This is a genomic window from Erythrobacter aurantius (genome assembly GCF_023823125.1).
Lineage (GTDB): Bacteria > Pseudomonadota > Alphaproteobacteria > Sphingomonadales > Sphingomonadaceae > Erythrobacter > Erythrobacter aurantius.
Genome location: NZ_CP090949.1, coordinates 1,846,047 through 1,870,549, shown reverse-complemented (window position 1 = coordinate 1,870,549; position 24,503 = coordinate 1,846,047). Strand labels below are relative to the sequence as shown.

Below are 24,503 nucleotides of genomic sequence, written 5' to 3'. Positions count from 1 at the left end.
GGGACGCTAAGCCCTGCTTGTCACGTCAACAGGCGTTCCCTCAGGCGAGCTTTCCTTGTCTCATCCACACCTAATCTTTGCGCAAGATAGGCATCGATCGATCCGTGATCGCGGGTGACCTCGTTCCAGTAGGTTTCGATATATTCGGGCAGCACGCCCATCACGTTGCGCAGCGCATCGGGTTCGATCTTCCCGTAATGGGCTTCCATGCGTGGCAGCGACTGCCGTTCCAGAATGTGCTGCGTGGGCGCATCATTGGTCCGCAGGAATTCGGCGACGATATCGTCCTTGTGAACGCCAAGCACATGCAGCAGCAGACTGGCGGCGATCCCGGTGCGGTCCTTGCCCGCGAAACAATGCACCAGATTGCCGCCATCGCGATCCGACAAGGATTTGAAATAACGAGCGAACATGTCGATCATCGCGGGGTTTACGGGCATCCTTGTATAAACCGCGAGCATTCGTTCGCGTGCCTTTTGCGGGGTCATTTCCACTTTGCCGCCGCCACCTTCGTGAGGGGGCGAATTGCTGGTCTCGCCGTCATAGGCAATGACATCGGCTTCGAATGCCTCATACCGCCGGCAGGGGAAATTCGTACGCTCGCTGGTGCCGCGCAGATCGATGATAGTACGGATGTCGAGCGCGCGGATCGTTTCGAGATCGCCATCGCTGGCTTCCATGTGCTGGCCGGATCGGAACAGCAGTCCGATCTTTACCCTTGCCCCGTCAGCAGCAGCATAGCCGCCGTAATCGCGCAGATTGTGAATACCCTCGGTCGGGATGAACGGATCGGCTGGAGTGTGTCGAATCATCGCCCGCATCACTGGCAGCGCTCCGGGCCTGCCGCAACCCGCTTACCGATCGGCCGTTAGGTAGAGGTGCGGAGACGAGGAAAAAGCGCGGATTGGTGAATCCGGAGTTAAGGATCGTTTCGCTCCTTCAGTCCCCAAACCTGATTTCAGACGGTACCCCATGGCCCATATCCTGATTGCCGATGATGATGAACTGATCGCCGAACTCGCCTCGCAGGTGCTGATCGATGCAGGTCACGCCTGCGGCTGGGTGACCAGCGCTGATGCAGCCTGGAGGCTGCTGGCCCGAAAGCGTCCCGACCTTATGCTGCTGGATCAGGATATGCCGGGCACCTCCGGCGTTACCATGTTGCGGAAATTGCGGTGCTCGCCCGACTTCTATGATCTGCCGGTGATCATGTTCACTTCGATGAACGGCGCTCAGGACGAAGAACAGGCGATCTATGCGGGCGCACAGGACTTCATTCGCAAGCCTTTCGACCCGCGCGGGCTTACTTCCCGTGTCCAACGCGTGCTGGCCAAGCGCAGCGACAAGCCCAAGCATACGGAATTGAAGACCCATCTCGCCCAAAGCGCTGGGATCGTGCGAGAGGTGCCTGCCGCTCCTCGCCGCTTCGTCTAGCCAGCAGCCAGATCGTTGCAGAAACTGGTGGTCCAGGCGCGGACATTGTCGTCGCGAACAGTGCCGATCATCGCCTGATACCGGCGCTTTCGTTCTTCCAGCGGCATGTCCAATGCCCTTCGGATCGCACTGGCGAGCACATCGGGGCTGTGCGGATTGACCAGCACGGCTCCTCCATCCTTGCCGTTCGGCCCCTCGAGGCCAAGTTGATGGGCGGCGCCGGCAAACTCGGAAAGGATCAGCACGCCCGGGTCTTCCGGATCCTGAGCCGCGACATATTCCTTTGCCACGAGGTTCATGCCGTCGCGCAAAGGCGAAACCAGCCCGATCTTGGCCGCCCGGAAAAATCCGTAAAGCTCGGAATGGCTGTAGCCGTGGTTCACATAGCGGATCGGAACGATATCGACTTCGGAGCGGGCTCCGTTGATCTGGCCGGTCTTGCGCTCCAGCTCAGCCCGGATCTTCTGGTAGCTTTCGACATCCTCCCGGCTAGGTGGAGCAATCTGGATGAACACCAGATCGCGCACCCTTTCTGGATGCTCGTCAAAGAAGCGTCCGATACCGTCGATCCGTTCAGGAAGCCCTTTGGAGTAGTCGAGCCGGTCGACACCAATCATCCCGGTTCTTCCCCGGATGGAAGCAAGGAAGCGCTGCTCCGCCGCCTTTGCCTCCTCGGTTTCACCAAGCGCGCTGAAGTGATCCCAATCGATTCCGATGGGATAAGCGCGGGCAATCACCGTTCGCCCTTCAAAGTCTATGCGACCGGTTTCGCGATCAACCTGCGCGCCCAGTTCCGTTTCGCAATAATGGACAAAGCTCGATAGCCACTCGGTCGTCTGGAACCCTATCAGGTCATAGGCCAGCATCGTGCGCACAAGCCGCTCGTGATAGGGGAGCGAGGTCAAAAGCCGGGTCGGAGGCCACGGTGTGTGGAGGAAAAAGCCGATGCGGTTTTCCACCCCGCGCGCCCGCAATCGCTCTCCCAGCGGGATCAGGTGATAATCGTGAACCCAGACCAGATCGTCCGCCTCGATCAGCGGCAGGACGCTGGTGGCAAAGCGATCATTGACCCGTTCGTAGCCTTCGCCGGTCCGCTGTTCGAACCGGGCAAGATCGATGCGATAATGAAACAGCGGCCACAAAGTGGAATTGGCGTACCCATTGTAATATTCGCCCACGTCGCGCGGCGACAGGTCGATGGTCGCTGTCGTCACCCCGTCATTGCGTTGCAGGTCCATATTGCCGGTGCGGTCTTCGCTTTCCTGCCCGGACCACCCGAACCAGACCCCGCCACGGTCCTTCAGCGCGGCGTTGAGCGCGCCCGCAAGTCCGCCCTGTGCACCGGCAACACCGCGCGCTTTGGGAACAGCGACGCGGTTCGAAATGACGACCAGACGGCTCATCGCACCTCACTCCACGGTTTGGACAGCAGGCCGGCACAATTGATGACGCCCACAAGTGAATAGGTCTGCGGGAAATTGCCCCACAACTCGCCTGTTTCATAATCGAGATCCTCGCTGAGCAGGCCCGATTGTGTCGTGTGGCTGAGCATTGTGCAGAACAGCGTGCGTGCTTCCTCGTCGCGTCCAGCCAGATGCAGCGCCTCGATCAGCCAGAAAGTACAGACATTGAACGCCGTTTCGGGTGCGCCGAAGTCATCTTCTGCAGCATAACGCAGCATGTGATCGCCGCGCCGCAGGTGCTTCTCAACCGCTGCGAATGTCTGCTTGAAACGTTCGTTTTCGGGCGAAAGGAAGCGCAGTTCGACCATCTGAAGCAGGCTCGCATCGAGATAGTCGCTTTCAAAGCTGGCACCGTAGTGGCCCCCTTCCCCGTTTTCCTTCCACGCCTTTTCCTCAATCGTGGCGGCAATCGCGTCGGCGCGTTCGCGCCAGACCTCGGCCCGGTCCGGTTTCCCGATATGCGCCGCGACATTGGCAAGACGATCGCACGCCGCCCAGCTCATGACGGCGGAATAGGTGTGCACTTCCTGCCTTGTCCGGAATTCCCAGAGGCCGGCGTCGGGCTGATCGTGCATGGCCCATGCCATCTTGCCCACCTGTTCGAGATTTTCGAAGTCGCGCTCATCAGCCGGGCGCAGCAGACGGCTATCGAAGAAGCCTTGCGCGCTTGGCAGGACAATCTGGCCGTAGCAATCGTGCTGGATCTGCTTGTAAGCCGCATTCCCGCGCCGCACCGGCCCCATGCTACGATACCCGGCGAGATAGCTGGCCGTCGTTTCGTCGAGTTCGCTTTCGCCCATCACCGAATACAACGGCTGGATCTGCCCCCCCCGTGCCCCGTCGACGATGTTGCGCAGGTAAGCGAGATATTTCTCCATCACGTCCAGCGCGCCGAGCCGGTTCAGCGCCTGAATGGTATAGTAGGAATCTCTGATCCAGCAGTACCTGTAGTCCCAGTTCCGCTCCGAATGCGCGGCTTCGGGGATCGACGTGGTAAGCGCAGCGACAATCGCGCCCGTCTCTTCGTGCTGACACAATTTCAATGTGATGGCGCAGCGGATGACTTCTTCCTGCCATTCCAGCGGAATGGCCAGCATCCGCACCCAGTTCTGCCAGTAATGCCTGGTGGACTGCTCCATCGAACGGACTTCCTCGCGCAGGTTCCCGACGAAAGGCTCGTCCGGGCCTAGGAAAAAATGCGTGTCCTGCTCGACCCGAAAAGTCCTGCCTTCGATTATGTATCCAACCGGCGCGTCGGTGGAGAGGCGCAGGGCTTGCGGCTCGACGAGATACCGGATGTGGTTGGTGCCATGGGTCGTGTCTGCCAGCCCAGCGCCGTAATTCTTCGTCGGCTTCAGGACGACACGGATGCGTGGGTTGCCCGAGATCGGGCGCACGATCCGGACATAGGAAACCGGCCGATACATGCGCCCAGAACGTTCAAACCGGGGGCAGAAATCGAGGATCTGCACCGCGCTGCCATCGGATGCCTTTAGCGTGGTGACGAGATTGGGCGTGTTGCGGATGTATTCCTGGGTCGCGCCGGTCTGACCCTCCAGCTCGAACCGCCAGATCCCGGCATTTCGCTGGTCGCCATTGAGCAAGGCCGAGAACACCGGGTCACCATCGACGCGAGGGACGCAGCCCCAGACCAGAGCGCCAGTCTGGTCGATCAGGCCGGAAACCTGACAATTGCCGATAGGCCACAGTTCTAGATTGGAAACGTGTTGCAAGGATCAGAACTCCAGCCATTGGTGTACGGATTGAACATCGGGCAGGCGGTATCTGGCACGGGTATCCGGGCGATTGCCCACAAGGATTCCGGTGCCGCCATGGGCCTCGCAGGCGGCGAAGCCCGCTTCGTCGGTGAGGTCGTCACCGACAAAGAACGCGCGCGCACCCTTGAACGGTTCAATTTGCATAATCTGATGAACCGCAGCCCCCTTGTTCGCATCCGATGCGACAATCTCCACCACGCACTTGCCGCCTTGCACAGCCCAGCCATGCTTCCCCGCAAGCTGCGTGGCAAAATTGAGCACCGCGTCGCCGGCGGACGGATTTTGACGATAGTGCAATGCTCCGCCGTGCGGCTTATGTTCGTAGTCGACCGAGGCGTGTGCTGCGAACGCCCGCAATTCCGCCTCTATCTCGGGCGGGAGCTTGGAGGCTCCCTTACCAATGCCAGCGCCATCCGGACCGCGGATGTCCGACCCGTGCGAACCCGCCATGGGAAGGTCAAGCGGGCCAATATGCCGCTCGATGTCGTCGATTGCCCTCCCACTGACGATAGCACAGCGGCCATCCAACCAGTGAGCCAGAGAGGACAATTTCTGCGAAAGTCCGGAGATCGGGGCAATCGCATCAGGCGAAGGGGCGATGTCAACCAGCGTACCGTCAAAATCGAGGAACAAGGCAATCGCCGAATGGTCCAGCAATGCTGAAATCGGCGGCGGTGCGCTCAATGAGAGGCCGGACTCCATCCCCCTTGCATAAAGGCTGGCCCCATCCGGTCAACGTGTACGCTGCACCGCAGCAAGGAATTCGACTGCCTATTCGATCCGATACCGAACAGTTATGGTGAAGTTCCCACCCCCGGCAAAGGCGCCGCCGGGTCTGACGCGAAAATCGGTAACCGCGGTGTCACACCCTTCTGCATCAGCGCTCGGCGTGTAAGCAAAGCTCACTCCGTTATCGTTGGAGAATTCCAGATCGTCGATTGCGGACGCAAGGCTCGCGAAACTGTAAGTCAGATTGGAATTGGAGCCGGGATCGGCGAAAATCACCGGCCCTCCGGCGCGCGTAATCAGGCACAATTTGGCATCCGCCGGACCATCATCCCACACAACCACGCTGTCCGCGTCTGCAGGCTCGCTGCCGGTATTGCTTACGGTGATCAGATATTCGACCGTCGCACCGGGAATGGCCTTGGGGTTGGTGGCGCCGTTGACCGGGTCGGAGATGATCGAGCTCACCTTGCTAACGGACAGGGTAGTAAAGGGATCGCAAACGGTAATGTCGTGCACACCGATGCCTTGCTGGCCGGGATCAGCCGGTGCGTTCGTGTGGTTGCCATATCGAATGACAACTGTGTCGACCGACTGCGTGAACGTGACCACGACGTTGCCCAGCGCCTGATTGTTGGCTGACGCGCCATCACCAATTGCCACATTGCCCGAAACGGTATTCACATTGCCGTTGGTGAGCGTGGGCAGAACAGTAGCACCACCGCTTCTGCCGATAACTTCGACCCTGTCGGTGAATTGGTTGGCTGCAAAATCGACATCGAAGATCGTGAATTGCAGGCCGGTGAAACCGCGCGGCAGAGTGATAGTGATCTCTACATCGCCGGCTTGGTTGGGCTGGTTCGACAAGATCGTCAGGCTGTCTTCTGCGGGCACAAGGCCGCCGGTGAACGCATCGAAGACTGTTGGTGTCTGCCCGCCAACGGTTGCGTTGTTCAGATATGCGCCGTCGTTAGTAAGCTGGAACCGAACATTGCCAAAGCTCGCAAAAGCATAAGTGTTGTCGATCGAGCCATTTGCCCAACCCGGGATCGCATCCCAGTCGAACACCGAAAAGCCGGCCGGACAGGAAAGGATTGGCGGAACTCCGGGAGCACGGCCGCTTTGTACGACAAAGCTGGCGCTCGCGTAGTCATCTTCACTGGTAACCCCGTTGTTCACCGTTGAATCGATATCGAGCACGCTCGATGCAGTGATTTGTGCGGTATTCGTGATCGTGGCACCGGCAGCGCTGGAAATGGTGCCGACCAGAGTGAGGGTTTTCGTCTCACCCGGAGCAAGTGATCCCACACTCCAATCGCGGGTCGTGGAATTGAAACTTCCATCACCGCTGGACGAACTGAAGCTGAAGCCGCCGGGAAAGGTGTCGCGCACGACAACATTGTTTGCCGTGCTCGGCGAAGTTGCTTCGTTGGCTACCGTCAGTCGCCAGGTTGCGGTGCCGCCCTGAACCGGCGGAGAACCAACCAGAACCTTCGTCAGCGAAAGGTCGGCATAGTTGCTGGGTGCGGATGTCAGATAAAGGTCGGCACGACGAAAGCTGCCATTGTCCGCCGAAGGGAACAGGTCGCAGATTTCGAGCCGCCACGTGCCGGCGGAGTTCTCGCCATTGAAGGCCGACAGCAAGTTCCGCGGCCGGAAGGTGTTTTGATACGGCGGCGCGCTAGTCGAGTGATTGCCGGTGGGGCTATCGGTGTTCACGAGCTGCGCGGCGGAATCGTCGAGCAAGACGTTGAAATTGTCTCCACTCGTGTTCTGCGTGTCGCCATTGGTCAATTGGACGCGCGTACCACTGGGCGATTGCAGCGTGAACTGGAGATCCCCGCGCCAGGTGTGTGTGGTCAGAATGCCGATATTGAAATCGGCAATCGAGAAATTGCTGCCCACGCTGAAATTGCGCACCAGAGGGGCTGCGCAGGTGTTTGTGCCGTTCACCGTGCCGGTGGTTGTGTTCGAAAACGTGCTGGTCGATTGAGCCATCACAGGCTGCGCGAACGCGAGGCACAGCATCCCTGCAAGCAGCATTGCCGCCATGAACAGGGAACGCTCGACCGAGACATGCAGCATGCGCCAGGACATGAACTGCCGATAGCGCGGCATGGTAAACAGCGCGTTTACCTCGTTGGAAATGGGCGATAAAATCGACATCACCGGCGCCCCAAGCCCAGGAAATCGAAGGTATTGGTGTCGAACTTGAGGCGGACCGCAGCGAACACACCCTTTTCGGTGTTGCGCGCAGCGGAGAAATCGCCGTCGCGGAACCCTTCGACGTTGTATCCCACCGTCAGCAGCATCCCATCGACCGGCACGAAACCGACCGTAGGCCCATAGGAGAAGCTGGTGACATTGTCTTCGAGATTGGCGCGAACAGTGCCGCTCGCCCCGATTTCGAACCGCTTGCCGATACCAATCCGCGCATCAGCGCCAGCCAGAACGGTTGTGCCGGAGAACTCGGTGCCTTCGAATTCATCGAAGTTGTATCGCGCACCGACAAACAGCGTGTACTCGTCACGGCGGGTCTGATGCTCGATACCGAACTCGTCAGCATCCCATCCGCGCGGGCTCCAATTGGTCGAGAGGCTGCCCACAAGACGCCGCGACACGGCATCACCATCGACGATCAATGCCGTCCCCCCAGCACCGCCTGAGACGCCCGCCGCCTGGCCAGCGACCGCGCCGGTGATGTCATCGCTGCGGAATTCGATCTTGCCGAGCATGGCGATTTCCGATTCATCCGGGCGATGCGCAAAAGCGATGCTGGCATCGAAGATTTCGGCCGTCGCACCGTTGCGGTCTTCGGCATGGGTCCAGGTAACGCCCGACCCGACAATGCTGCCCTCACCCAGTTGGCGGATCGCGCCGAAGGTCACGCCCTTGCGGTCAGCCTGCTCGCCGTCACGATATTCGCCGCGAGCCGTAACGCTCCAGCGATCCTTGCGCCATGCGCCACCGAAGGTAACCGCTGTGAAGTCCTCGAACTGGAAGTCACCGACAATCTGACCGCCGCTCGCAGCCGGTTGCTGGGGGTTGACGAGATCGGCTGCTGCGGGACCACCGTTGAGGCTACGGTTGCCGTCGATGGTCGCATCAAGCGTGAATTCGGGCGTAACCTGAAGCGTTTGCGCGAGTCCGAATGCAGCGAATGTGCGATTGCCGAATTCGCCGATTGATTCCTGACCAACGGTGGTGATCAATTGGCCGCCCTGCCACGGAGTCGCTTCGATTCCTCCACGAAGCTGGCGGGCATCCACGTTTTCGCCGTCAGCGATTTCATAGGTGCCGACAAGCCGGACGTTGCGCGTCAACGCATAGCGAGCGCCGATCCGGTGGCGCGCCGGCAGATCAACGCTCTCCGCGTCGTCCAGCGCGATTGCGCTCGCCACAGACAGTTCCAGCGAATTGTTGAGCAGGCGCTGAGTCACGCCAGCCTCAAGCACGGTGGAGGTGTTGTTTGAGCCATCGGCCAGCTGGTCGTCGAAATGCGAAAGGCCGAGGCGAAGATCGGTGTTACGGCGGGTCAGGTTCAATTGAGCCTGTGCCGCGCGACGCCGCGAGGTGTCCGTTAGGCTGTCGTCCTGCCAAACGCTACCGGTCAGGCTAAGCTGCTCTGCCAGGAACACGCGTCCATCAAGCCCGAACTTGCGGCGGCCAAGCTCCGCCCCGTTCTGCTGGCCCACGCCGTAGTCGGCATCCAGCTGGCGGGCATAGGCAAGCAGGTCGAGATCGCCCGTCTGGTGCTGCACTTCGGCAATCCAGCCAGTGGAATTCTCGCCCGCGCTGCGGCTCATGGCGAATTCGCCGCGTACTTCGGTGCTTTTTCCGATGCGGGCACGAAGGTCTACCGCGCCGATATCGGTGCGCGCACCCTCGCCCTTGTCCGTGATGGCATTGGCCCCGATCCGCAGGTTTCCGTCGGCGCTGGTCCAGTCGGCGCGAACACCGGCGTTCAATTCGCCTTGGCCGAACCCGTCGGTTTCATACTCGACCACGATGAATTGCGGATTGAGATTGTCGTCACGGCTGAGGATCGGGCGCGAAAAGGTGATAGTTCCCGACAGCAGATCGACGTCGTAGTCGATGAACCGCGTGAGCGTCTGGCTCGACACGATCAGCTCCGAACGGAAGCGATCCCGGACTTCGAGCGTCACTCTTTCGCTGTTTGCCAGAATCCGGCGGCTTCCCAGTTCATAAGGACCGCTGATGCCCTGCCCCTGGATCTCGTCGCGACGCAGACGGGTGGAGATCTCGGCCGCGAAGCCTGTGGCCTTGACCTGCCCCATCCGCGCTTCGCCGCGAACACCCGTGGCCGTGCGATTGTAGCGGGCAAGCCGGGTCTGATCGAAGGCCGTCTCGAAATCGCCATAGAGCGCATAGAATGTCGAAGTCTCGATGCGGACATAGAGCTTTTCGCGGCTAGCAGCATCGAACCGGCGCGACGAACCGTCCGCGAAAACGGTGTAATAGGCCTGCGGATCGATCGTGCCGAGCACCCGTTGATCTTCGCGCTGCTTGGCGCTGTCATAGGCGAGCGTCAGCAAGTAGCGCCCAAGCACGCGGCCCTTTGCATAGAGAGCCACCCGGGCATCATCGCCCAGATCGCTCTCGAAGCGCCCGTCGCGCTCCATGTTCTCTGCGACAGAGCGGGCACCGGCGGTTCCTTCTGCCAAACCGACTATCGTCCATTCGATATCGCCCGGCTCGATCCAGGTTTCCAGCTGCTGCTCGCGTACAAGTTCGCCATCGTTGAAATCGAAATCGAGGCGCAGCGAACCGCTGACCATGGTCGGAGCCAGTTCAATTCGGGCAATGCCATCGGTGCCTTCTACGACCCAACGTGCAGATGTCGGCGCAAAGCCGGTAAGCTGGTTAAGCTGCTGGCGATCAATTGCCTCGGCGCTCTCATATGGCGCGTTGAGTTCGAAGTTGCCCGACACACCTGCGCGCAGCGGGCGATTGTTGCGATCAAGCACGCGAATGGCAACCACGGGACGAGTGCGACCATCGGCAATCAGGTTCGATTCTTCTGGGACGAGTTCGACACGCGCAGGGGTGGTCGTGAAGAACACTTCACGGGTCACAGTCTTGCTCACCATCCCAAAGCTGTTGACGATATCGGCTTCAAGCAGCGTGCGCTCGTTCTCGAGCAGGATGCCGCGCCAAGTGCTGACGGCGAACTGTCCCCGCTCCGGCGTAAGCGTCCCGTCAAAGCTGAGGTTGCTGACTTCCTTACCGTCAACCTTCAGGATGACCGTCTGTCCGCGCCGATGCCTGATGGCGACCCTGATGGATGGCGCGCGCGGGTTCGCTGCAAGACCCGGTGTCAGGAACCCGTCTTCACCGTCGCCGAGCGCAATCCAGTCAGTATTCGGGGCATAATCCATCACCGGAGCGCCATCGGCATGTGCATCGACATCCTTGGCGGCTTCGCGAGCAATCGCATCAACCGCCCGAGCGCCCTCGCCGTCGGGGCGGGTTTCAGCCAGATCAGCTGCCTGTGCGAGCGAACCCACCGGGACGATCGCATGGAAATCGGCAACCACGAGGCTGCCGCCTTGCCCGATCACGAAGCGCGAGCTTGCATTACCGGCACCGCGCGTGTCGCGATAGCAATCAACCAGTTGCGCACCTTCAGGCAAAGTCATGCCCGAAACGGCGACAACATGCGTGCCGGGGACAACGCCTTCAAAATGGTAACGCCCATCGGCATCAGTAATGGCATAGCTGCCATCTTCCATGACGACGCGAACACCCTGGATGCCGGGGCGCGGATCATCAAGCGTGCACGGACCGGCCGTGATGCGACCAATAATCGTCATGCGATCCGCAATCGTTTCGCGCTCGACATCGACGGCGACATTTGCCCGCGCGATGCGACCGAGGCTGTCCGTCACTGCGGCATCGTTGAGCGCACGGCCCGGAGCGGCATCAGGACGAACAGACATGGCGTATGTCACACGGCGGGCGGCCCCACCCGCAATATCGCCAAGGTTGATCGAAAGCGTCCGGCCGTCGGCAGCAATCGTTACCGCTTCGGGAGCTTCTACCCCGTCCACCCGGATGGTGTCGGGACGCAGGCGAAGCGCGCTCGAAGGCGTATCAACCAGCACAACGTTACGCTTGGGCCGCGAGGGATCCTGATTGCGCGCCGTGATAGAATAGAACACGACATCGCCCGGCTGCACCCGCTCGCGCGAGGCAGTCTTCACAAGACCGAGGTCAAGGCTCGGCCGATCGAGCGGAATATCAACCTGCACCGGGGTCGGATCGCTGAGGGTGAATGTCCCGCCATACGAGGCGTCGAGGATAATGAATGAACGGCCATCAGGACGCGAAATCTGCGCAATGCTGGCGGGGCTTGCGACCGAAGGAGCCGAATAGGGTTCGGGCGGACTGATCTCGAGCCGATAGGTGCCGAGGAAAGTCAGTGGGAACCAGAATTCACCCGGCTCCATGTCGATGACATTGCCCGCGCCATCGGTGATGTCCTGACCGGAAATCACGCTCGACGGCCACGCAGTCACGCCGTCTTCGGCGAATACCGTTGCGGGCTGACCTGTCACGGCATCAACCAGTGTGACCCTTGCACCGTCTACCGGCAGGCCCGTTTCACTGTCGAAGACAACGCCAAACGGATCGGCCAGCACGTCAACTTCGGTTTCGACAATCACAGTGTTGTCGTTGGGAAGCGATGCGGCAATGGAAATCCCTGCACCGTCCACTATGCCCAGTCGGCAATCGCCCTGGACAACAGGCGGAGGCATGCGAACAGTGCCGATCTGCCCGACGAAGACGCCGGTGTTCGGCCCGGTTTCAAAAATCGTCTCTGTCTCACGGTCACCAGTCGAAGTGGTGATGGTGATCGAGAGTTCGTCGACCTGAGAGGGATCGACATTTGCCGCAAGCGCGGTCACTTCGAATAGGATAGTCTGTCCGGCACGCACGGAGCTGGTCGGTTCGACTCTGCCTTGCATGGGATCAATCGAGATCTGCGAATTCGCGGTTCCGTTCCCACCGCTTTGCGCCGACTGTCCGGCTACGCTGCACAGCGGTGCCTGAAAGTTGAGTTCCAGCCCTCCCTGTAAGGTCGGGCGGAAAGCGCGGATTTGGGCTGGCGGGATCGTCACATCGAATGTGACGGTGTTGGAGGTGGCCTGCACCCGTCGGCCACCAAAATCCCAACTTGCTTCTGCGGTATTTGTAATCGTGCCGATTGTCTCGGCATTGCCGCTTTGAGCGCTCACCCCCTCTTCGAGCACGCCAAAAGGCAGCAGCACCAACGAGAGTGCTGCTGCCAGACGCCTCAAAGAGGGGGCCACACGCAAAGCCTAGTTCCGAATTTCGATCTTAGTTGATCGTTACGCGGAAATAGAGCGAGCGCGTCGTGCTCGCCGGAATGTCGCTGAGCGTGCCCGAGATCAGGTCGAGACCACCCGTGCCGCCCCCGGCGGTGTAGGTAGCGCTCGTGCCTTCGCCATCGGTGCCGTTCGAGCAGGTCGCGACACCTGCGTTGACAACGGCATCGCCATCGACCCAGATACCGAAATCGTTTTCGGCAAACGTCACGTCGGCAGGCAGATCGTCAGCCACGTTGACCGCAGTTGCCGTCGCTGCATCCGCTCCGTTCGAAACCGCGATACAGTATTCGATCACCGCACCCGGGATCGCCTTCGGATCGGTTGACCCGTTCACCGGATCGCTGACGATGCGGCTCGACTTGACGACAGTGATCAAAGCGCCTGCCACTTCGAACTGACCTTCGTCAGAGAAGTCGCCTTCATTGTCGTTGTCTTCGCCGGTACCGCCATTGCCGTCGGCAAGGACCGTATCGACGCCAGCAGTGTTGGCGCCCGCAGTTGCGGTGATTTCCGCACCCAACACCCCATTGCCGCCCGCTTCATGGGCATCAGCCACCAGCGCGATGTCGAAGATGTCGTCGTTGATTGCATCAGTAGTGATGTCAGCGACGACGAGGACAGAAATGGTCTGCGTCCCGTTGCCATCATCGGCAGCCACTTCATCAAGGAAGGTGATCGGACCGGCGTCGATTTCCGCCTGGTCCAGCACACCGTCGCCATCCAGATCCTGATAGATCGTGATGTTTTCGATGTTGGCGTTGTTGCCAGCCGTCAGCACGGTCGACAGGTCAAGATCGATCGCCGCGTTCGACAGGTTGGTCACATCAAACGAAAGCACGGCCTGGTTCTGGCCGGGTGATACCGACACCGGGGTCGCGCCGGTGAAGTTGACGTTCACGTCGATCCGACGGTCAACCGTGAAGGTATCGCTGTCGGTGACTTCGTTCTGAAGTTCGCCACCGACCTCGAAGGTAACGGTGACGTTGTTAGTAATGTCCGTGCCGGCGGTCGTTCCGACCGCCAACGCAGGACTGCTGGACATCGCGACCAGCGCAAATGCGCTGACCGCACCCAGCAACTGGGTGGTACGTGTCATTGTTGTGGTCCTCTGCGTGTGCCCCGCGTCAAGAAATCCGCCCGCAGGACTTGGCGGTTACCAACCGTCTTTCGACGGAAGATCTCAGGTGCGGCGATCAGCGTATGATCGCCGGATATTCGAGCCGTCCGCTTTCGCCCGGCGCGATCACCGGCAGCGTCCAACGCACATGCGTCACATCGGCATGGCTAGCGGCACGGGGGGAGCCGTCCTCACCGGCGACCGTCAGCGAGGCGAGCACGCCCCAGCTTTTCCCGGCATCGACCGATACGACCAGCTGCGGATCGGCATCGGGCGCAAGGCGCACAGCCGCGGGCAGCGGGTTGGTGACGACAAAGTTTTCAACCGGTTCCGCGCCGTTGTTGGCGTAATCCGTGCCGAATACGAGGCGATCTCCAGGTACGATGACATCGGGATCGACGAGCTTGGTCACCTCGTTCCCGGCATCGTCAACCGTGGTTTCGACCGCTTTCACATCGCCCGAAAGCGAAACCGGGCTTTGTGCGAATGCAGCGACAGGGGCAGCAGTGCTTGAGAGGACAAGCAGAGCTGCGACCATTTTCTTGAACGTATTCATGGCTCTTGTTTCCTCAGTTCAGATTTCAGTCGATCGTGACGTCAAAGGTGATTTCGTGGACGCTTCCCGCCGCGACAGTGCCGAGGTCGACGCTGATCCCGTCAGCATCGGAAGCTTCACCCGCGTCGTCGCCGCTGGCATCGGTCAGGCCTGCGCCATCCAGTGCGAGAGTGCCGGCCGCGTAGGTCGTGCCTGCGGGGATGGAGTCGGTGACGACGAAGTTGTCGACCGAGCCGCTGCCCGAAACGGTGGCGGTAATGGTGAAGGTGGCGACCGTTCCCGGAACTGCTCCCGTACCGCCGAACGGATCAAGCAGGCTGACGCTCTTGTCGAGATCGACCGTCGCGATGCCGACGATCATCGAACCGGTTGCGCTGGCTGCCGCTCTGGTGGAACCGACGATCGCATCTCCGCCATCGACACCCTGACCGGCAAAAGTGGTCCGAGGGGCGCCGGTGCCGGTGACGGCTTCGGCGAGCAATTCGACTTCGCTGGCTTGCCCGTCAATCACACCGTCGGGGACAGTGGCGATAACGAAAACAGTGATTGCCTCCTCAGCCGCGAGTTCAGGCGTAGTGAGTGGGGCGGTCAGGATTTCGTCGACACCCGGATCGTAGGTGCCGTTACCATTGGTATCGATTGCGACCGCCACAATGGCGGTGTCGAAGTCATTGCCGGCAACCGTTGGGTTGGCTGTGAGCAGATAGGCTTCGGGCCCGTTGCCCTTGTTGGTGATCTCATAGGTCAACACCACTTCACCGGGCTGCGCACCAATCGGGCCGCTGTCGAGCGACGTGGTGGTTACGTCGAGCAATTCGTCGACGCGAACGGTTACGGTATTGGAATCGACCGTGCGGGTCGTGTCCCCATCGTCATAGGTTGCCGAAGCCGTGTTCTCGATCAGCGTTCCCGCGCTGACACCGTCCGCCAAGGCAGGCGTGGAAATGGTGAACACCGCCACAACGGATGTGACGAAAAGCGATTTAGTGAGAGTCTGCGTATCCATACTTAGGGGCGGATACTGAGTAATGGTTAGCAAGCGGTTAGCGAACGCCGGAAAACCTCTGAAAATCAGCGGTTTTCTTACTCTAAGCAATGGTTAACAGGATCGCTCAATCTCGCGAAGATCTTGCCGAGTTTCTGGAACAGCCCCTAAATCCAAAGCTGAAATTCTACCGTTCGGTCAGCAGCTTACTGTCAGACCCTGAGGCTTGATCGGGGAACGATTACGCACTCATTTCCGCCGTTTCAGGGCCGAGATTGCAGCGCCAGAAGGGCGAAACTCGCCAACCAATGTTCGCCCATATAGTCGCCCGCGACATGGGGCATAGCGGCGCTGAAGTGGGTCTGAGCGCGTTCCAGCACGAGATTTTCGAGCTCTGGCCGCCCCCGGCAACTGGCCGACAATTCCCAAAGGCACCAGGCCCGGCTGAGGTTGAGGCCATCGAGGTGCGCGATCTTGCCGTCGCTGCGATCGGACACGGTAACGGGATGGCACTCACATTCCAGCCAGCCATTTTCGACCACCAGACCTTCGAACCACGGCAGGAATTCGTCAGCAGGGGTCACAGACTGCACCAGCAGCGCCGCTGTCAGCACCGGCGAGAGGAATTCATCGCCCCCCGGCTCCCACCCGCGATAATCCGACCTGCTGCCAAACTGGCGCGCCGCCCATTCGGATATCTCGCCGCGTAGCGCAGGATCGAACGCGTCGGCCCACTTCCCTGCAAGCCAAAGGGCAAAGGCGGTGTTGAAGTGCGTGCCAACCGTAATCGGATAGGTCAGCACCGCGAGGTACGCCCGCAATCGTTGCGCGATTTCCCGCGCCAGCGGCTCAAGCCGCGCTCCCCACGGTTTGTCACCATGCCTGCTCGCCTCCAGATGGAGGTACAGCAGCCAGCCCCAACCGTAGGGTCTTTCGAAACCTCGTGCTTCAGGCCTCTGAAAATAGGCGAGTTCTGTAGCCAGATTTTCATCGGTAAAGGTCGCGTCCGCCAGCGCTTCGATCTCCCGCGCTTCGGACAGGCCGGCAAACCCGCCGCGCACGGTGAGCAACAGCCACCAGCTGTGCACGCAGGAGTGCCAGTCAAAGCTGCCGAAAAACGCCGGGTGGAGTTCGCGCGGGGTCCGCGCATCGGCATCGCAGCCCAGCACATGACCGGGCGAATTGGGATATTCGCGACCGACATGGCCCAACGCGATCCGGGCGAATTTCGCGGCGATTTCGGCAGTCAGTTCCACAGCAGGAACGCCCCCACATAGACGATCACCACATTACACACCCACAGCGGGACGGCCGTGCCGACCTGCTGGCGGATGACGGCATTCTGGTCTTTGAGCTCCAGCAATGCCGCCGGGACGATGTTGAAGTTGGCCGCCATGGGCGTGAGCAATGTTCCGCAAAATCCGGCCAGCATACCCACCGCACCGATCACCGCCGGATTGCCACCATAGGTTTCCACCAGCAGCGGAATGCCGATAGCAGCAGCCATCACCGGGAAGGCCGCAAAGGCATTCCCCATGATCATCGTGAACAGTGCCATACCCAGCGCAAATACCACCACGGTGAGAAAGACGCTGCCTTCAGGGATCGCGCTTCCGGCAAGGCCGCCGATGATGTCACCCACCCCGGCCAGCGCAAACACCGCACCGAGCGCCGCCAGCATTTGCGGCAGGATCGCTGCCCAACCGATGGAGTCGATCAACCTGCGCCCTTCCTCAGCCGGAGCAAGTACCGGAGGCTTCAACCACACCATTGCCGCAACCAAAGCGATCACGACACCGATCCCGAACAGGATCAGTGTTTCACGCCGGGCTTCGAACAGGCCGGTTTCCGACAAGGGGGTATAATTGTAGAGCAGTGTCCCTGCGACGGCCGTGACGGGAACAATCAAAGCAGGAAAAAACAATTTACTACCAAGCTTACTTGATAATGTTTCTCGCTCCTGAAGGGTCGTCGTTGCCGGATCACTGCGGTTCAATCCACCCAGTCCCGCAATACCCACGAGCGCCAGAACGAGGATCCCGTTGGCGAGATCTGACAGGTGTGAACCAAGGAAGAAACTGCCCGACAATATCCCCCAAAATGCAGCATTTCCAGACCTTTGATCGCGTAGGCTGAGGATCGCCCAGACCGCGAAAAAGGCGCCGGCAAGCCAATAAAGCCATTCATAGGTGATCATGGGCGAACCCTCCCCAACCGGCGATCCAGCGCCCTGATGCGCCATGAATGGATGAAGAATGCACAGATCGCTGTCGGTATTGCCCAGACCGAAAGTTCGAGCGGGGTAAGTGGGTATCCTGAACTTTCAAAAACACCTTGGATCAATAGGATAGAAGCGATAGCGAAGAAAATGTCTTCACCAAAGAATAGCCCGACATTGTCGGTCGCTGCAGACATGGCGAGGACCTTTTCGCGGTCGCCTTCGTCCAGCTTGCCGTGCGATTTTTCCGCCGCGGCCTCTGCCATCGGCGCCACCAGCGGACGCACCGCCTGCGGGTGGCCGCCGATATCCTTCATGCCCAATGCGGCCGTGATCTGGCGGAACAGCAGATAGATCGTCAGCAGCTTGCCCATGGTCGCCCCGCGCACGCTTTCGATCAGCGCCCTTGCCCGTTGCTGCAACCCGTGCCGTTCGAGCAGGCCGATCACCGGCAGGATGATCCACGTCACCGAGATATAGCGATTATCGTTGAACGCCTTGCCCAGCGCCTCCACCACGGCGACGAAATCGAAACCCGCCAGCAATCCGGTTGCCACCGCTGCCGTCACCACGACAAGCAGCGGGTTGAACCGCAAGGCAAAGCCGATCACGACAAGGGCAATTCCCAAGAGCGGCCAATAATTCATACCCCCTCCTTCCCGAAACCGCCGCCCCCCGGCGTCAGAATTACGAATGCGTCGCCTGGCTGCATCTCCGCCGAGCCGGTCGCGCTCAATTGCTCAATTGACCCATCGCCACGCTCCACCCAGTTGCAACCCGGTGCAGCATCGCCGCCGCCACAAATGCCGCTTGGCGGGATCGCTCTGCGATTGGCAAGCATGTTGGCGCGCATCGTTTCAAGGAAGGTCACGCGCCGTTCCACTCCGTCCCCGCCATGATGCAGCCCCGCCCCGCCCGAGCCGTGACGGATCGCGAACCGATCCAGCCGAACGGGCAGGCGCGTTTCGAGGATTTCCGGATCGGTCAGCCGCGAATTGGTCATATGGGTTTGCACCGCGCTGGTGCCGTCATGATCCGGCCCCGCCCCGGAACCGCCGCAGATCGTTTCGTAATATTGGTGCTGATCGTTACCGAAGGTGAAATTGTTCATCGTGCCTTGCGACGGCGCGAGCCTTCCGGTTGCTGCGAACAGGGCATCGGTGACAACCTGACTGGTTTCGACATTACCCGCCACCACCGCCGCACCGGGGCGGGGATTCAGCATAGAGCCTTCGGGCACGACCAAGTCCACCGGCCTCAGGCAACCGTCGTTCATCGGGATTACATCGTCGATCAGCGTGCGCAGGACATAAAGCGCGGCCGCCCGTGTGATCGAACGGGGGGCGTTGAAGTTGTCCGGCAGTTGATCGCTGGTGCCGGTAAAATCGAACACCGCCGAACGCGCCTGCCGATCGATGCGGATAGAGACCGCGACTTTGGCCCCGTTGTCCATCGGATAGGTGAATGCACCATCCTCAAGCCGATCAAGCAGACGGCGCACGCTTTCTTCGGCATTGTCGAGGACGTGGCCCATATAGGCGCTGACCACTTGCGTCCCCTGATCGCGGGCGGCCGCAGCCAGCAATTCGGCGCCGCGGGTGCAGGCCGCAAGCTGCGCGCGCAGGTCGGACAGGTTGCGATCAGGATTGCGCGCCGGATAGCGTGCATTGGCCAGCACCTTGCGCACGGCAGCTTCCTGAAACGCGCCTTCGTCCACCATCAGGAGGTTGTCGATCATCACGCCCTCCTCCTCGATCGTGCGGCTTTCAGGCGGCATTGATCCCGGCGCTATCCCGCCGATGTCGGCATGGTGGCCGCGCGCGGCAACAAAGGCGTCAGGCTGCGCGCTTTCATCGCTGTAGAACACAGGCACAATCACCGTGATATCGGGCAGGTGCGTGCCGCCGCGATAGGGATCGTTCAGGACATAGGCGTCGCCGCGGCGGAAGCCCCTGCCGTCTTTGGGCGTGCCGTGCTCTGCCCCGCGTGCCTCGATCACACGGGCGATGCTGTCGCCCATGCTGCCGAGATGCACAGGGATATGCGGCGCGTTGGCGATCAGCGCGCCTTCCCGGTCGAACACAGCGCAGGAGAAATCGAGCCGCTCCTTGATATTGACCGAGGTCGCGGTGGATTGCAGCACCACGCCCATTTCCTCGGCAATCGCCATAAACAGGTTGTTGAATATCTCCAGCCGCACCGGATCGACCGCAGTGCCGGCGGCACGATCCCGCTGAACCGCTTCGACCCGCGAAAGGACAAGGCTGCCGTCGTCCGCCAATCGGGCTTCCCAGCCCGGCTCCACCACTGTGGTCGATCCCGGATCAATGATGAGCGCCGGACCGTCGATTGTGGCGCCCGACTGCATCCCGCTGCGTTCGATGGTGCGCCATGCGCCTGAAGCCTGATTTCCGGTAGGAACGGGTTTGACCGTTTGTCTGCCCAGCCCTCCGGCATCGCCGATCGCCTCGACACTCAAGGCTTCGACGATGATCCGGGCATCGGCATCGGAATAGCCGAAGCGCTGGCGGTGCAGCTGGCGGAATTCTTCGGCCATGGCGGCGGCTTCACCACAAACGACGGGAAGGACGGAATCGCTCCCTTCGAACCGCAGCCTCGCATGGCTTTCGATACGGATCGCGCTGTCGGCGATCCCCTGCATGATCAGGTCATCACGCGCCTTGCGTTCGAGCGTCTCCAACGCGGCAGCAAAGCTATCCTCCAGCGGGCGGACCACACTGGCCTCGCGCATGGCCTTTACCGGGGCGAGGCCGATGCCGAAGGCGGAAAGCAGGCTGGCGAGCGGGTGGACCAGCACCGTCTCCATCCCCAGCTCATCAGCCACCCGGCAAGCGTGCTGCCCCCCTGCGCCGCCGAAACATGCCAGCGCATAGGTCGTCACATCGTGACCGCGCGCAACCGATATCTTGCGGATCGCATTGGCCATGTTGTCGACCGCAATGGCGAGGAAGCCCTCGGCGATCTCCTCCAGCGTTTTCGCTTCGGGCAATCGCGCCGCCACCGCTTCGAGCGCGGCGCGCGATGCTTCCGGGTCAAGCGGTTGGTCGGCATGGGGGCCGAAGACCGGCGGGAAGAATGCAGGGTCGATCCGGCCGAGGAAAAGGTTGCAATCGGTGACCGTCAGCGGCCCGCCCTTGCGATAACAGGCAGGGCCGGGATCGGCGCCCGCACTTTCGGGACCGACGCGAAAGCGTGATCCGTCAAAACTGCAGATCGACCCTCCCCCTGCGGCTACGGTGTGGATCTTCATCATCGGCGCGGCCACCCGCACCCCTGCTACAACGCTGTCTCCGGTGAGCTCGTAGCGCCCGGCATAATGCGCGACATCGGTGCTCGTGCCGCCCATGTCGAAGCCGATCAGCCGATCATGCCCCAAAGGCGCGCAGGCAGCCACCATCCCCACCACACCGCCAGCGGGGCCGGAGAGGATCGCATCCTTTCCGCGAAACGCGCCGACTTCGGCAAGCCCCCCGTTGGACTGCATGAACCGCAACCGCCCGGCCTCGGGCAATTCGGCGCGCAGCGTGTCGGTGTAGCGGCGCAGAACGGGGGACAGATAGGCGTCCACCACCGTCGTATCGCCGCGCGGGATCAGCTTGATCAACGGCGCGACTTCGTGGCTGACACTGATTTGCGCAAATCCTGCTTCGTCAGCGATACGGGCCAGGCGTGCCTCATGATCACGGTATTTCCAGCAGTGGAGCGAGATGATCGCAATCGCATCGAAGCCATCCGCACGCAGCTGGCGAAACTGATCACGTGCAGCGACCTCATCCAGCGGCACCAGCACATTGCCGTGGACATCGACCCTTTCGTCAATCTCCACGACAGCGCTCGGCAATTGTTCGGGCAACAGGATATGCCTTGCAAATATCTCAGGCCGGGCCTGCGTCCCGATCCTCAGCGCGTCGGCAAACCCGCGGGTGATCGCCAGCGCGACGCGTTCGCCTTTGCGCTCCAGCAAGGCATTGGTGGCGACCGTGGTGCCGATCCGCAATTCCTCGACAGGCCCGGCCCCGTGACGCTCCATCAATCGGCGAACGGCCTCGCTCGCGGCATCAGCATAGTGTTCCGGATTTTCGGACAGCAGCTTGTCCGTGACCAGTTCGCCATCGGGCGTAATCGCCACGACATCGGTGAAGGTTCCGCCCCGGTCGATCGCAAAACGCCAGCCGCTCATGCGTCAGGGTGCCATCGGTTATGCGAGCTGCGGATCATGGCCCAAGCTCATCGCAACCGTATCGCTCCGCGTCAATTGGACCGTGGAGTTCGGCCACACCTGCAAATTGAGAGGTTGCTTTCGCCCGCGCTTTTGGCTGTGTGCATGCGCAAGAGTTACCGAGAACTGGAGAGAGACACATGGCGCAATACGAAACGATCAAGCTGGAACGCGAAGGCGATGTCGCGATCCTCACCCTTAACCGTCCGGAGCGCCTGAACGCATGCCCCCCGGCCATGGCGGACGAGATTTTCGCTGCCATTCGCGATCTTGGCGATGCCCGCGCATTGTTGATCAGGGGTGAAGGCCGCGCTTTCTGCTCCGGCGCCGATCTGGCTGGCGGACGCGGCGAGGATTCCGCCACCTCGGGCGGTGATCGCTCGTACACCGTACTTCAGCAGAGCTACAACCCGATGATGGCTGCGCTCTGGAACCTGCCGATCCCGGTGGTCACCGCCGTAAATGGCCCGGCTGCGGGTATCGGCTGCTCGATCGCGCTGGCAGGCGACTTCGTCCTCGCTGGCAAGAGCGGCTATTTCCTTCAGGCCTTCGTCAATATCGGGCTGGTTCCCGACGGCGGATCAAGCTGGATCCTCCCCCGCCTCGCCGGGCTGGCACAGGCGACCCGCATGATGATGCTGGGCGAACGCATCCACGGGGAAGAAGCCGAACGGATCGGCCTGATCTACAAATGCGTGGAAGATGACGCGCTGGCCGCCGAAGCCCGCGCGCTTGCTGAGAGGCTCGCCGCCGGCCCGACGGTCGCCCTCGCACGGATGAAGGCGAATGTCCGGAACGGATTGCAGAGTGATCTCAACACAGCGCTGATGCTGGAAGCTGATGGCCAACGCATTGCAGGTTCGACGCAGGATGCCCGCGAGGGTGGCCTGTCTTTCCTCGAAAAGCGCAAGCCTGTCTTCAAGGGCTGCTAATTCGAATTCGCGCGCGCGGCCTGTTCTTCCAGCAGCAGGCCGCGCCCGATCACTTGCGCCTGAATCTCGCCCGCACCTTCGAAGATGTTGAGAATGCGGGCATCGCACAGCACCCTGCTGATTTCATACTCCAGCGCATAACCATTGCCGCCATGGATTTGTAGCGCATTGTCCGCATTGCTCCATGCGACCCGCGCGGCCAGCAGCTTTGCCATTCCCGCTTCGATATCGCACCGTTCGCCGCGATCCTTGTCCCGCGCGGCTGAATATGTCAGCTCGCGCGCGAGTACGGTTTCGGTCACCATCATCGCCAGCTTGTCTGCGACACGCGGAAAGGCGATCAGGTTCTTGCCGAACTGCTTTCGGTCCAACGCATATTTCAGCGCGAGATCAAAACCGTTCCATGCGACACCGATAGCCCGCGCGGCTGTCTGAATACGGGCGCCCTCGAAAGTGCGCATCAACTGCTTGAAGCCCTGCCCCTCCCTTGCTCCGAGCAAGCCAGCGGCATCGACTGCGAACCCGTCGAATGCGAGCGCATATTCCTTCATGCCGCGATAGCCGAGCACCTCGATCTCGCTACCGTCGATACCATCGTCAGGGAAGGGATCGACATCGCTGCCGCGTGTCTTTTCAGCCAGCAACATCGACAGCCCGCCATATCCCGGCACATCGGGATCAGTGCGGCAAAGCACCGTCATCAGATCGGCCCGGGCGGCATGGGTGATCCAGGTCTTTGCGCCGTTTATGCGCCAGCTGCCGTCATCCTGCCTGACGGCTCTGGTGCTGACAGAGGCGAGATCGGAGCCGGTATCGGGTTCGGTAAAGACCGCAGTCGGCAGGATCGAACCGTCGGCTATTCGCGGAAGATAGCGCGCCTTTTGCTTCTCAGTCCCGTTTTCGCCGATCAGCTCGCTCGCGATTTCCGAGCGCGTGCCAAGCGACCCTGCGCAAATCCACCCGCGTGAAAGCTCTTCCGAAACAAGGCACATGGCGGTCTTGCCAAGGCCGAGGCCGCCATATTCCTCCGCGATACACACGCCGAACACGCCGAGTTTGGCCATCTCCTCGACAATCTCGATCGGGATCAAAGCATCGGCAAGGTGCCATTGATGCGCGTGGGGCGCGATGCGATCCCTGGTAAAGGCGCGGAACTGCTCGCGGATCAGATCGAGCGTTTCGTCATCGAAGCATTCGTCGGGGCGCGCCCCATCCGCCACCAGTGCAGCCAGAGCCGCGCGAGTGCCTACGGTGTTGCCCTCCGTCAGAAACCGCGACACGCCGCAATCTTCCAGGAAATCGCGCGCCGCTTCCTCAATGCCGAGGTCATTAGGCCGAACGAACTCGCTCTGGCTCATCGACAATCCGTGGCCCAGCTGGTGACAGTATTCACCAAAGCCGATGCGGAGAACCAGTTCCTCCGTTTCGCCAAAGCGTCCACCTTTGGCCGCCCTTGCCGCCCAATCGACCAGCGATTCAAGCGCGGCAACGCTCGTCTCGATCCATGCAAGACCGTGCACCATCCTTTGGTGCTGTTCCATCAACTGCGCCGATGGTTTGCCTTCGGGGGCAACCACGCGTGCGGTTGCGATGCGGGCGGCGCTGCAATAGGTCTGAGCAGCGCTGCAGGCCTCTCGTCCAAGGATGATCCACTCGTTCATGGCCAATGCACTAGCTTGAC

16 protein-coding genes are annotated in these 24,503 nt (G+C 60.9%); 2 read left to right on the top strand and 14 right to left on the bottom strand.

Features of this window, described 5'->3' with window-relative positions; genetic code table 11:
- Nucleotides 1-20 precede the first annotated feature (20 nt).
- On the bottom strand, nt 21-812 hold the full coding sequence (locus tag L1K66_RS08890; protein WP_252257546.1) for a tyrosine-protein phosphatase: 792 nt from the start codon (nt 810-812) through the stop codon (nt 21-23).
- Between the two features lie 160 nt (nt 813-972).
- Between L1K66_RS08890 and L1K66_RS08885 the strand changes: the two genes are divergently transcribed.
- A complete protein-coding gene (locus L1K66_RS08885) occupies nt 973-1,434 on the top strand; it encodes a response regulator (RefSeq protein ID WP_252257545.1) in 462 nt (153 codons plus the stop codon).
- On the opposite strand, the gene L1K66_RS08880 is transcribed toward L1K66_RS08885, so the two are convergent.
- The 12 genes from L1K66_RS08880 to L1K66_RS08825 form a co-directional block, all read right to left on the bottom strand.
- A complete protein-coding gene (locus L1K66_RS08880; protein ID WP_252257544.1) occupies nt 1,431-2,837 on the bottom strand; it encodes an alpha,alpha-trehalose-phosphate synthase (UDP-forming) in 1,407 nt (468 codons plus the stop codon). The two genes, L1K66_RS08885 and L1K66_RS08880, sit on opposite strands and share 4 nt — an antisense overlap.
- On the bottom strand, nt 2,834-4,630 hold the full coding sequence (locus L1K66_RS08875; protein ID WP_252257543.1) for a glycoside hydrolase family 15 protein: 1,797 nt from the start codon (nt 4,628-4,630) through the stop codon (nt 2,834-2,836). Before L1K66_RS08875 ends, L1K66_RS08880 begins: the two co-directional genes overlap by 4 nt.
- Nucleotides 4,631-4,633: 3 nt before the next feature.
- Nucleotides 4,634-5,377 (bottom strand): trehalose-phosphatase, encoded by a 744-nt coding sequence (gene otsB / locus L1K66_RS08870; protein ID WP_252257542.1) that lies wholly within the window; start codon nt 5,375-5,377, stop codon nt 4,634-4,636.
- A gap of 69 nt (nt 5,378-5,446) precedes the next feature.
- Nucleotides 5,447-7,567 (bottom strand): proprotein convertase P-domain-containing protein, encoded by a 2,121-nt coding sequence (locus tag L1K66_RS08865; RefSeq protein WP_252257541.1) that lies wholly within the window; start codon nt 7,565-7,567, stop codon nt 5,447-5,449.
- Complete coding sequence (locus L1K66_RS08860) at nt 7,567-12,693, bottom strand: hypothetical protein (protein WP_252257540.1); 5,127 nt, start codon at nt 12,691-12,693, stop codon at nt 7,567-7,569. The genes L1K66_RS08865 and L1K66_RS08860 overlap by 1 nt, the downstream gene beginning before the upstream one ends.
- Before the next feature lie 70 nt (nt 12,694-12,763).
- Nucleotides 12,764-13,870, bottom strand: coding sequence for a hypothetical protein (locus L1K66_RS08855; protein WP_252257539.1), 1,107 nt, complete (start codon nt 13,868-13,870; stop codon nt 12,764-12,766).
- Between the two features lie 97 nt (nt 13,871-13,967).
- Nucleotides 13,968-14,447, bottom strand: coding sequence for a hypothetical protein (locus L1K66_RS08850; protein ID WP_252257538.1), 480 nt, complete (start codon nt 14,445-14,447; stop codon nt 13,968-13,970).
- Nucleotides 14,448-14,472: 25 nt separating this feature from the next.
- The gene (locus L1K66_RS08845; protein WP_252257537.1) at nt 14,473-15,453 is read right to left on the bottom strand and encodes a hypothetical protein; all 981 of its coding nucleotides are present in this window, start codon (nt 15,451-15,453) and stop codon (nt 14,473-14,475) included.
- A 242-nt stretch (nt 15,454-15,695) separates the two neighbouring features.
- Nucleotides 15,696-16,688, bottom strand: coding sequence for a DUF2891 domain-containing protein (locus tag L1K66_RS08840; RefSeq protein ID WP_252257536.1), 993 nt, complete (start codon nt 16,686-16,688; stop codon nt 15,696-15,698).
- Nucleotides 16,679-17,629, bottom strand: a complete 951-nt coding sequence (locus L1K66_RS08835; RefSeq protein WP_252257535.1) for a DUF979 domain-containing protein — start codon at nt 17,627-17,629, stop codon at nt 16,679-16,681. The genes L1K66_RS08840 and L1K66_RS08835 overlap by 10 nt, the downstream gene beginning before the upstream one ends.
- Nucleotides 17,626-18,297 (bottom strand): DUF969 domain-containing protein, encoded by a 672-nt coding sequence (locus tag L1K66_RS08830; RefSeq protein ID WP_252257534.1) that lies wholly within the window; start codon nt 18,295-18,297, stop codon nt 17,626-17,628. Before L1K66_RS08830 ends, L1K66_RS08835 begins: the two co-directional genes overlap by 4 nt.
- On the bottom strand, nt 18,294-21,851 hold the full coding sequence (locus L1K66_RS08825; protein WP_252257533.1) for a hydantoinase B/oxoprolinase family protein: 3,558 nt from the start codon (nt 21,849-21,851) through the stop codon (nt 18,294-18,296). The genes L1K66_RS08830 and L1K66_RS08825 overlap by 4 nt, the downstream gene beginning before the upstream one ends.
- 179 nt (nt 21,852-22,030) lie before the next feature.
- Between L1K66_RS08825 and L1K66_RS08820 the strand changes: the two genes are divergently transcribed.
- Nucleotides 22,031-22,822 (top strand): enoyl-CoA hydratase-related protein, encoded by a 792-nt coding sequence (locus L1K66_RS08820; protein WP_034953659.1) that lies wholly within the window; start codon nt 22,031-22,033, stop codon nt 22,820-22,822.
- On the opposite strand, the gene L1K66_RS08815 is transcribed toward L1K66_RS08820, so the two are convergent.
- A complete protein-coding gene (locus L1K66_RS08815) occupies nt 22,819-24,483 on the bottom strand; it encodes an acyl-CoA dehydrogenase family protein (RefSeq protein ID WP_252257532.1) in 1,665 nt (554 codons plus the stop codon). The two genes, L1K66_RS08820 and L1K66_RS08815, sit on opposite strands and share 4 nt — an antisense overlap.
- Between the last annotated feature and the right edge of the window lie 20 nt (nt 24,484-24,503).

Coding starts and splice junctions, on each gene's coding strand:
- L1K66_RS08830 (WP_252257534.1), bottom strand. CDS start 18,297: ATGAATTATTGGCCGCTCTTGGGAATTGCCCTTGTCGTGATCGGCTTT.
- L1K66_RS08835 (WP_252257535.1), bottom strand. CDS start 17,629: ATGATCACCTATGAATGGCTTTATTGGCTTGCCGGCGCCTTTTTCGCG.
- L1K66_RS08850 (WP_252257538.1), bottom strand. CDS start 14,447: ATGAATACGTTCAAGAAAATGGTCGCAGCTCTGCTTGTCCTCTCAAGC.
- L1K66_RS08825 (WP_252257533.1), bottom strand. CDS start 21,851: ATGAGCGGCTGGCGTTTTGCGATCGACCGGGGCGGAACCTTCACCGAT.
- L1K66_RS08815 (WP_252257532.1), bottom strand. CDS start 24,483: ATGAACGAGTGGATCATCCTTGGACGAGAGGCCTGCAGCGCTGCTCAG.
- L1K66_RS08845 (WP_252257537.1), bottom strand. CDS start 15,453: ATGGATACGCAGACTCTCACTAAATCGCTTTTCGTCACATCCGTTGTG.
- L1K66_RS08820 (WP_034953659.1), top strand. CDS start 22,031: ATGGCGCAATACGAAACGATCAAGCTGGAACGCGAAGGCGATGTCGCG.
- L1K66_RS08855 (WP_252257539.1), bottom strand. CDS start 13,870: ATGACACGTACCACCCAGTTGCTGGGTGCGGTCAGCGCATTTGCGCTG.
- L1K66_RS08865 (WP_252257541.1), bottom strand. CDS start 7,567: ATGTCGATTTTATCGCCCATTTCCAACGAGGTAAACGCGCTGTTTACC.
- otsB (WP_252257542.1), bottom strand. CDS start 5,377: ATGGAGTCCGGCCTCTCATTGAGCGCACCGCCGCCGATTTCAGCATTG.
- L1K66_RS08885 (WP_252257545.1), top strand. CDS start 973: ATGGCCCATATCCTGATTGCCGATGATGATGAACTGATCGCCGAACTC.
- L1K66_RS08880 (WP_252257544.1), bottom strand. CDS start 2,837: ATGAGCCGTCTGGTCGTCATTTCGAACCGCGTCGCTGTTCCCAAAGCG.
- L1K66_RS08890 (WP_252257546.1), bottom strand. CDS start 812: ATGATTCGACACACTCCAGCCGATCCGTTCATCCCGACCGAGGGTATT.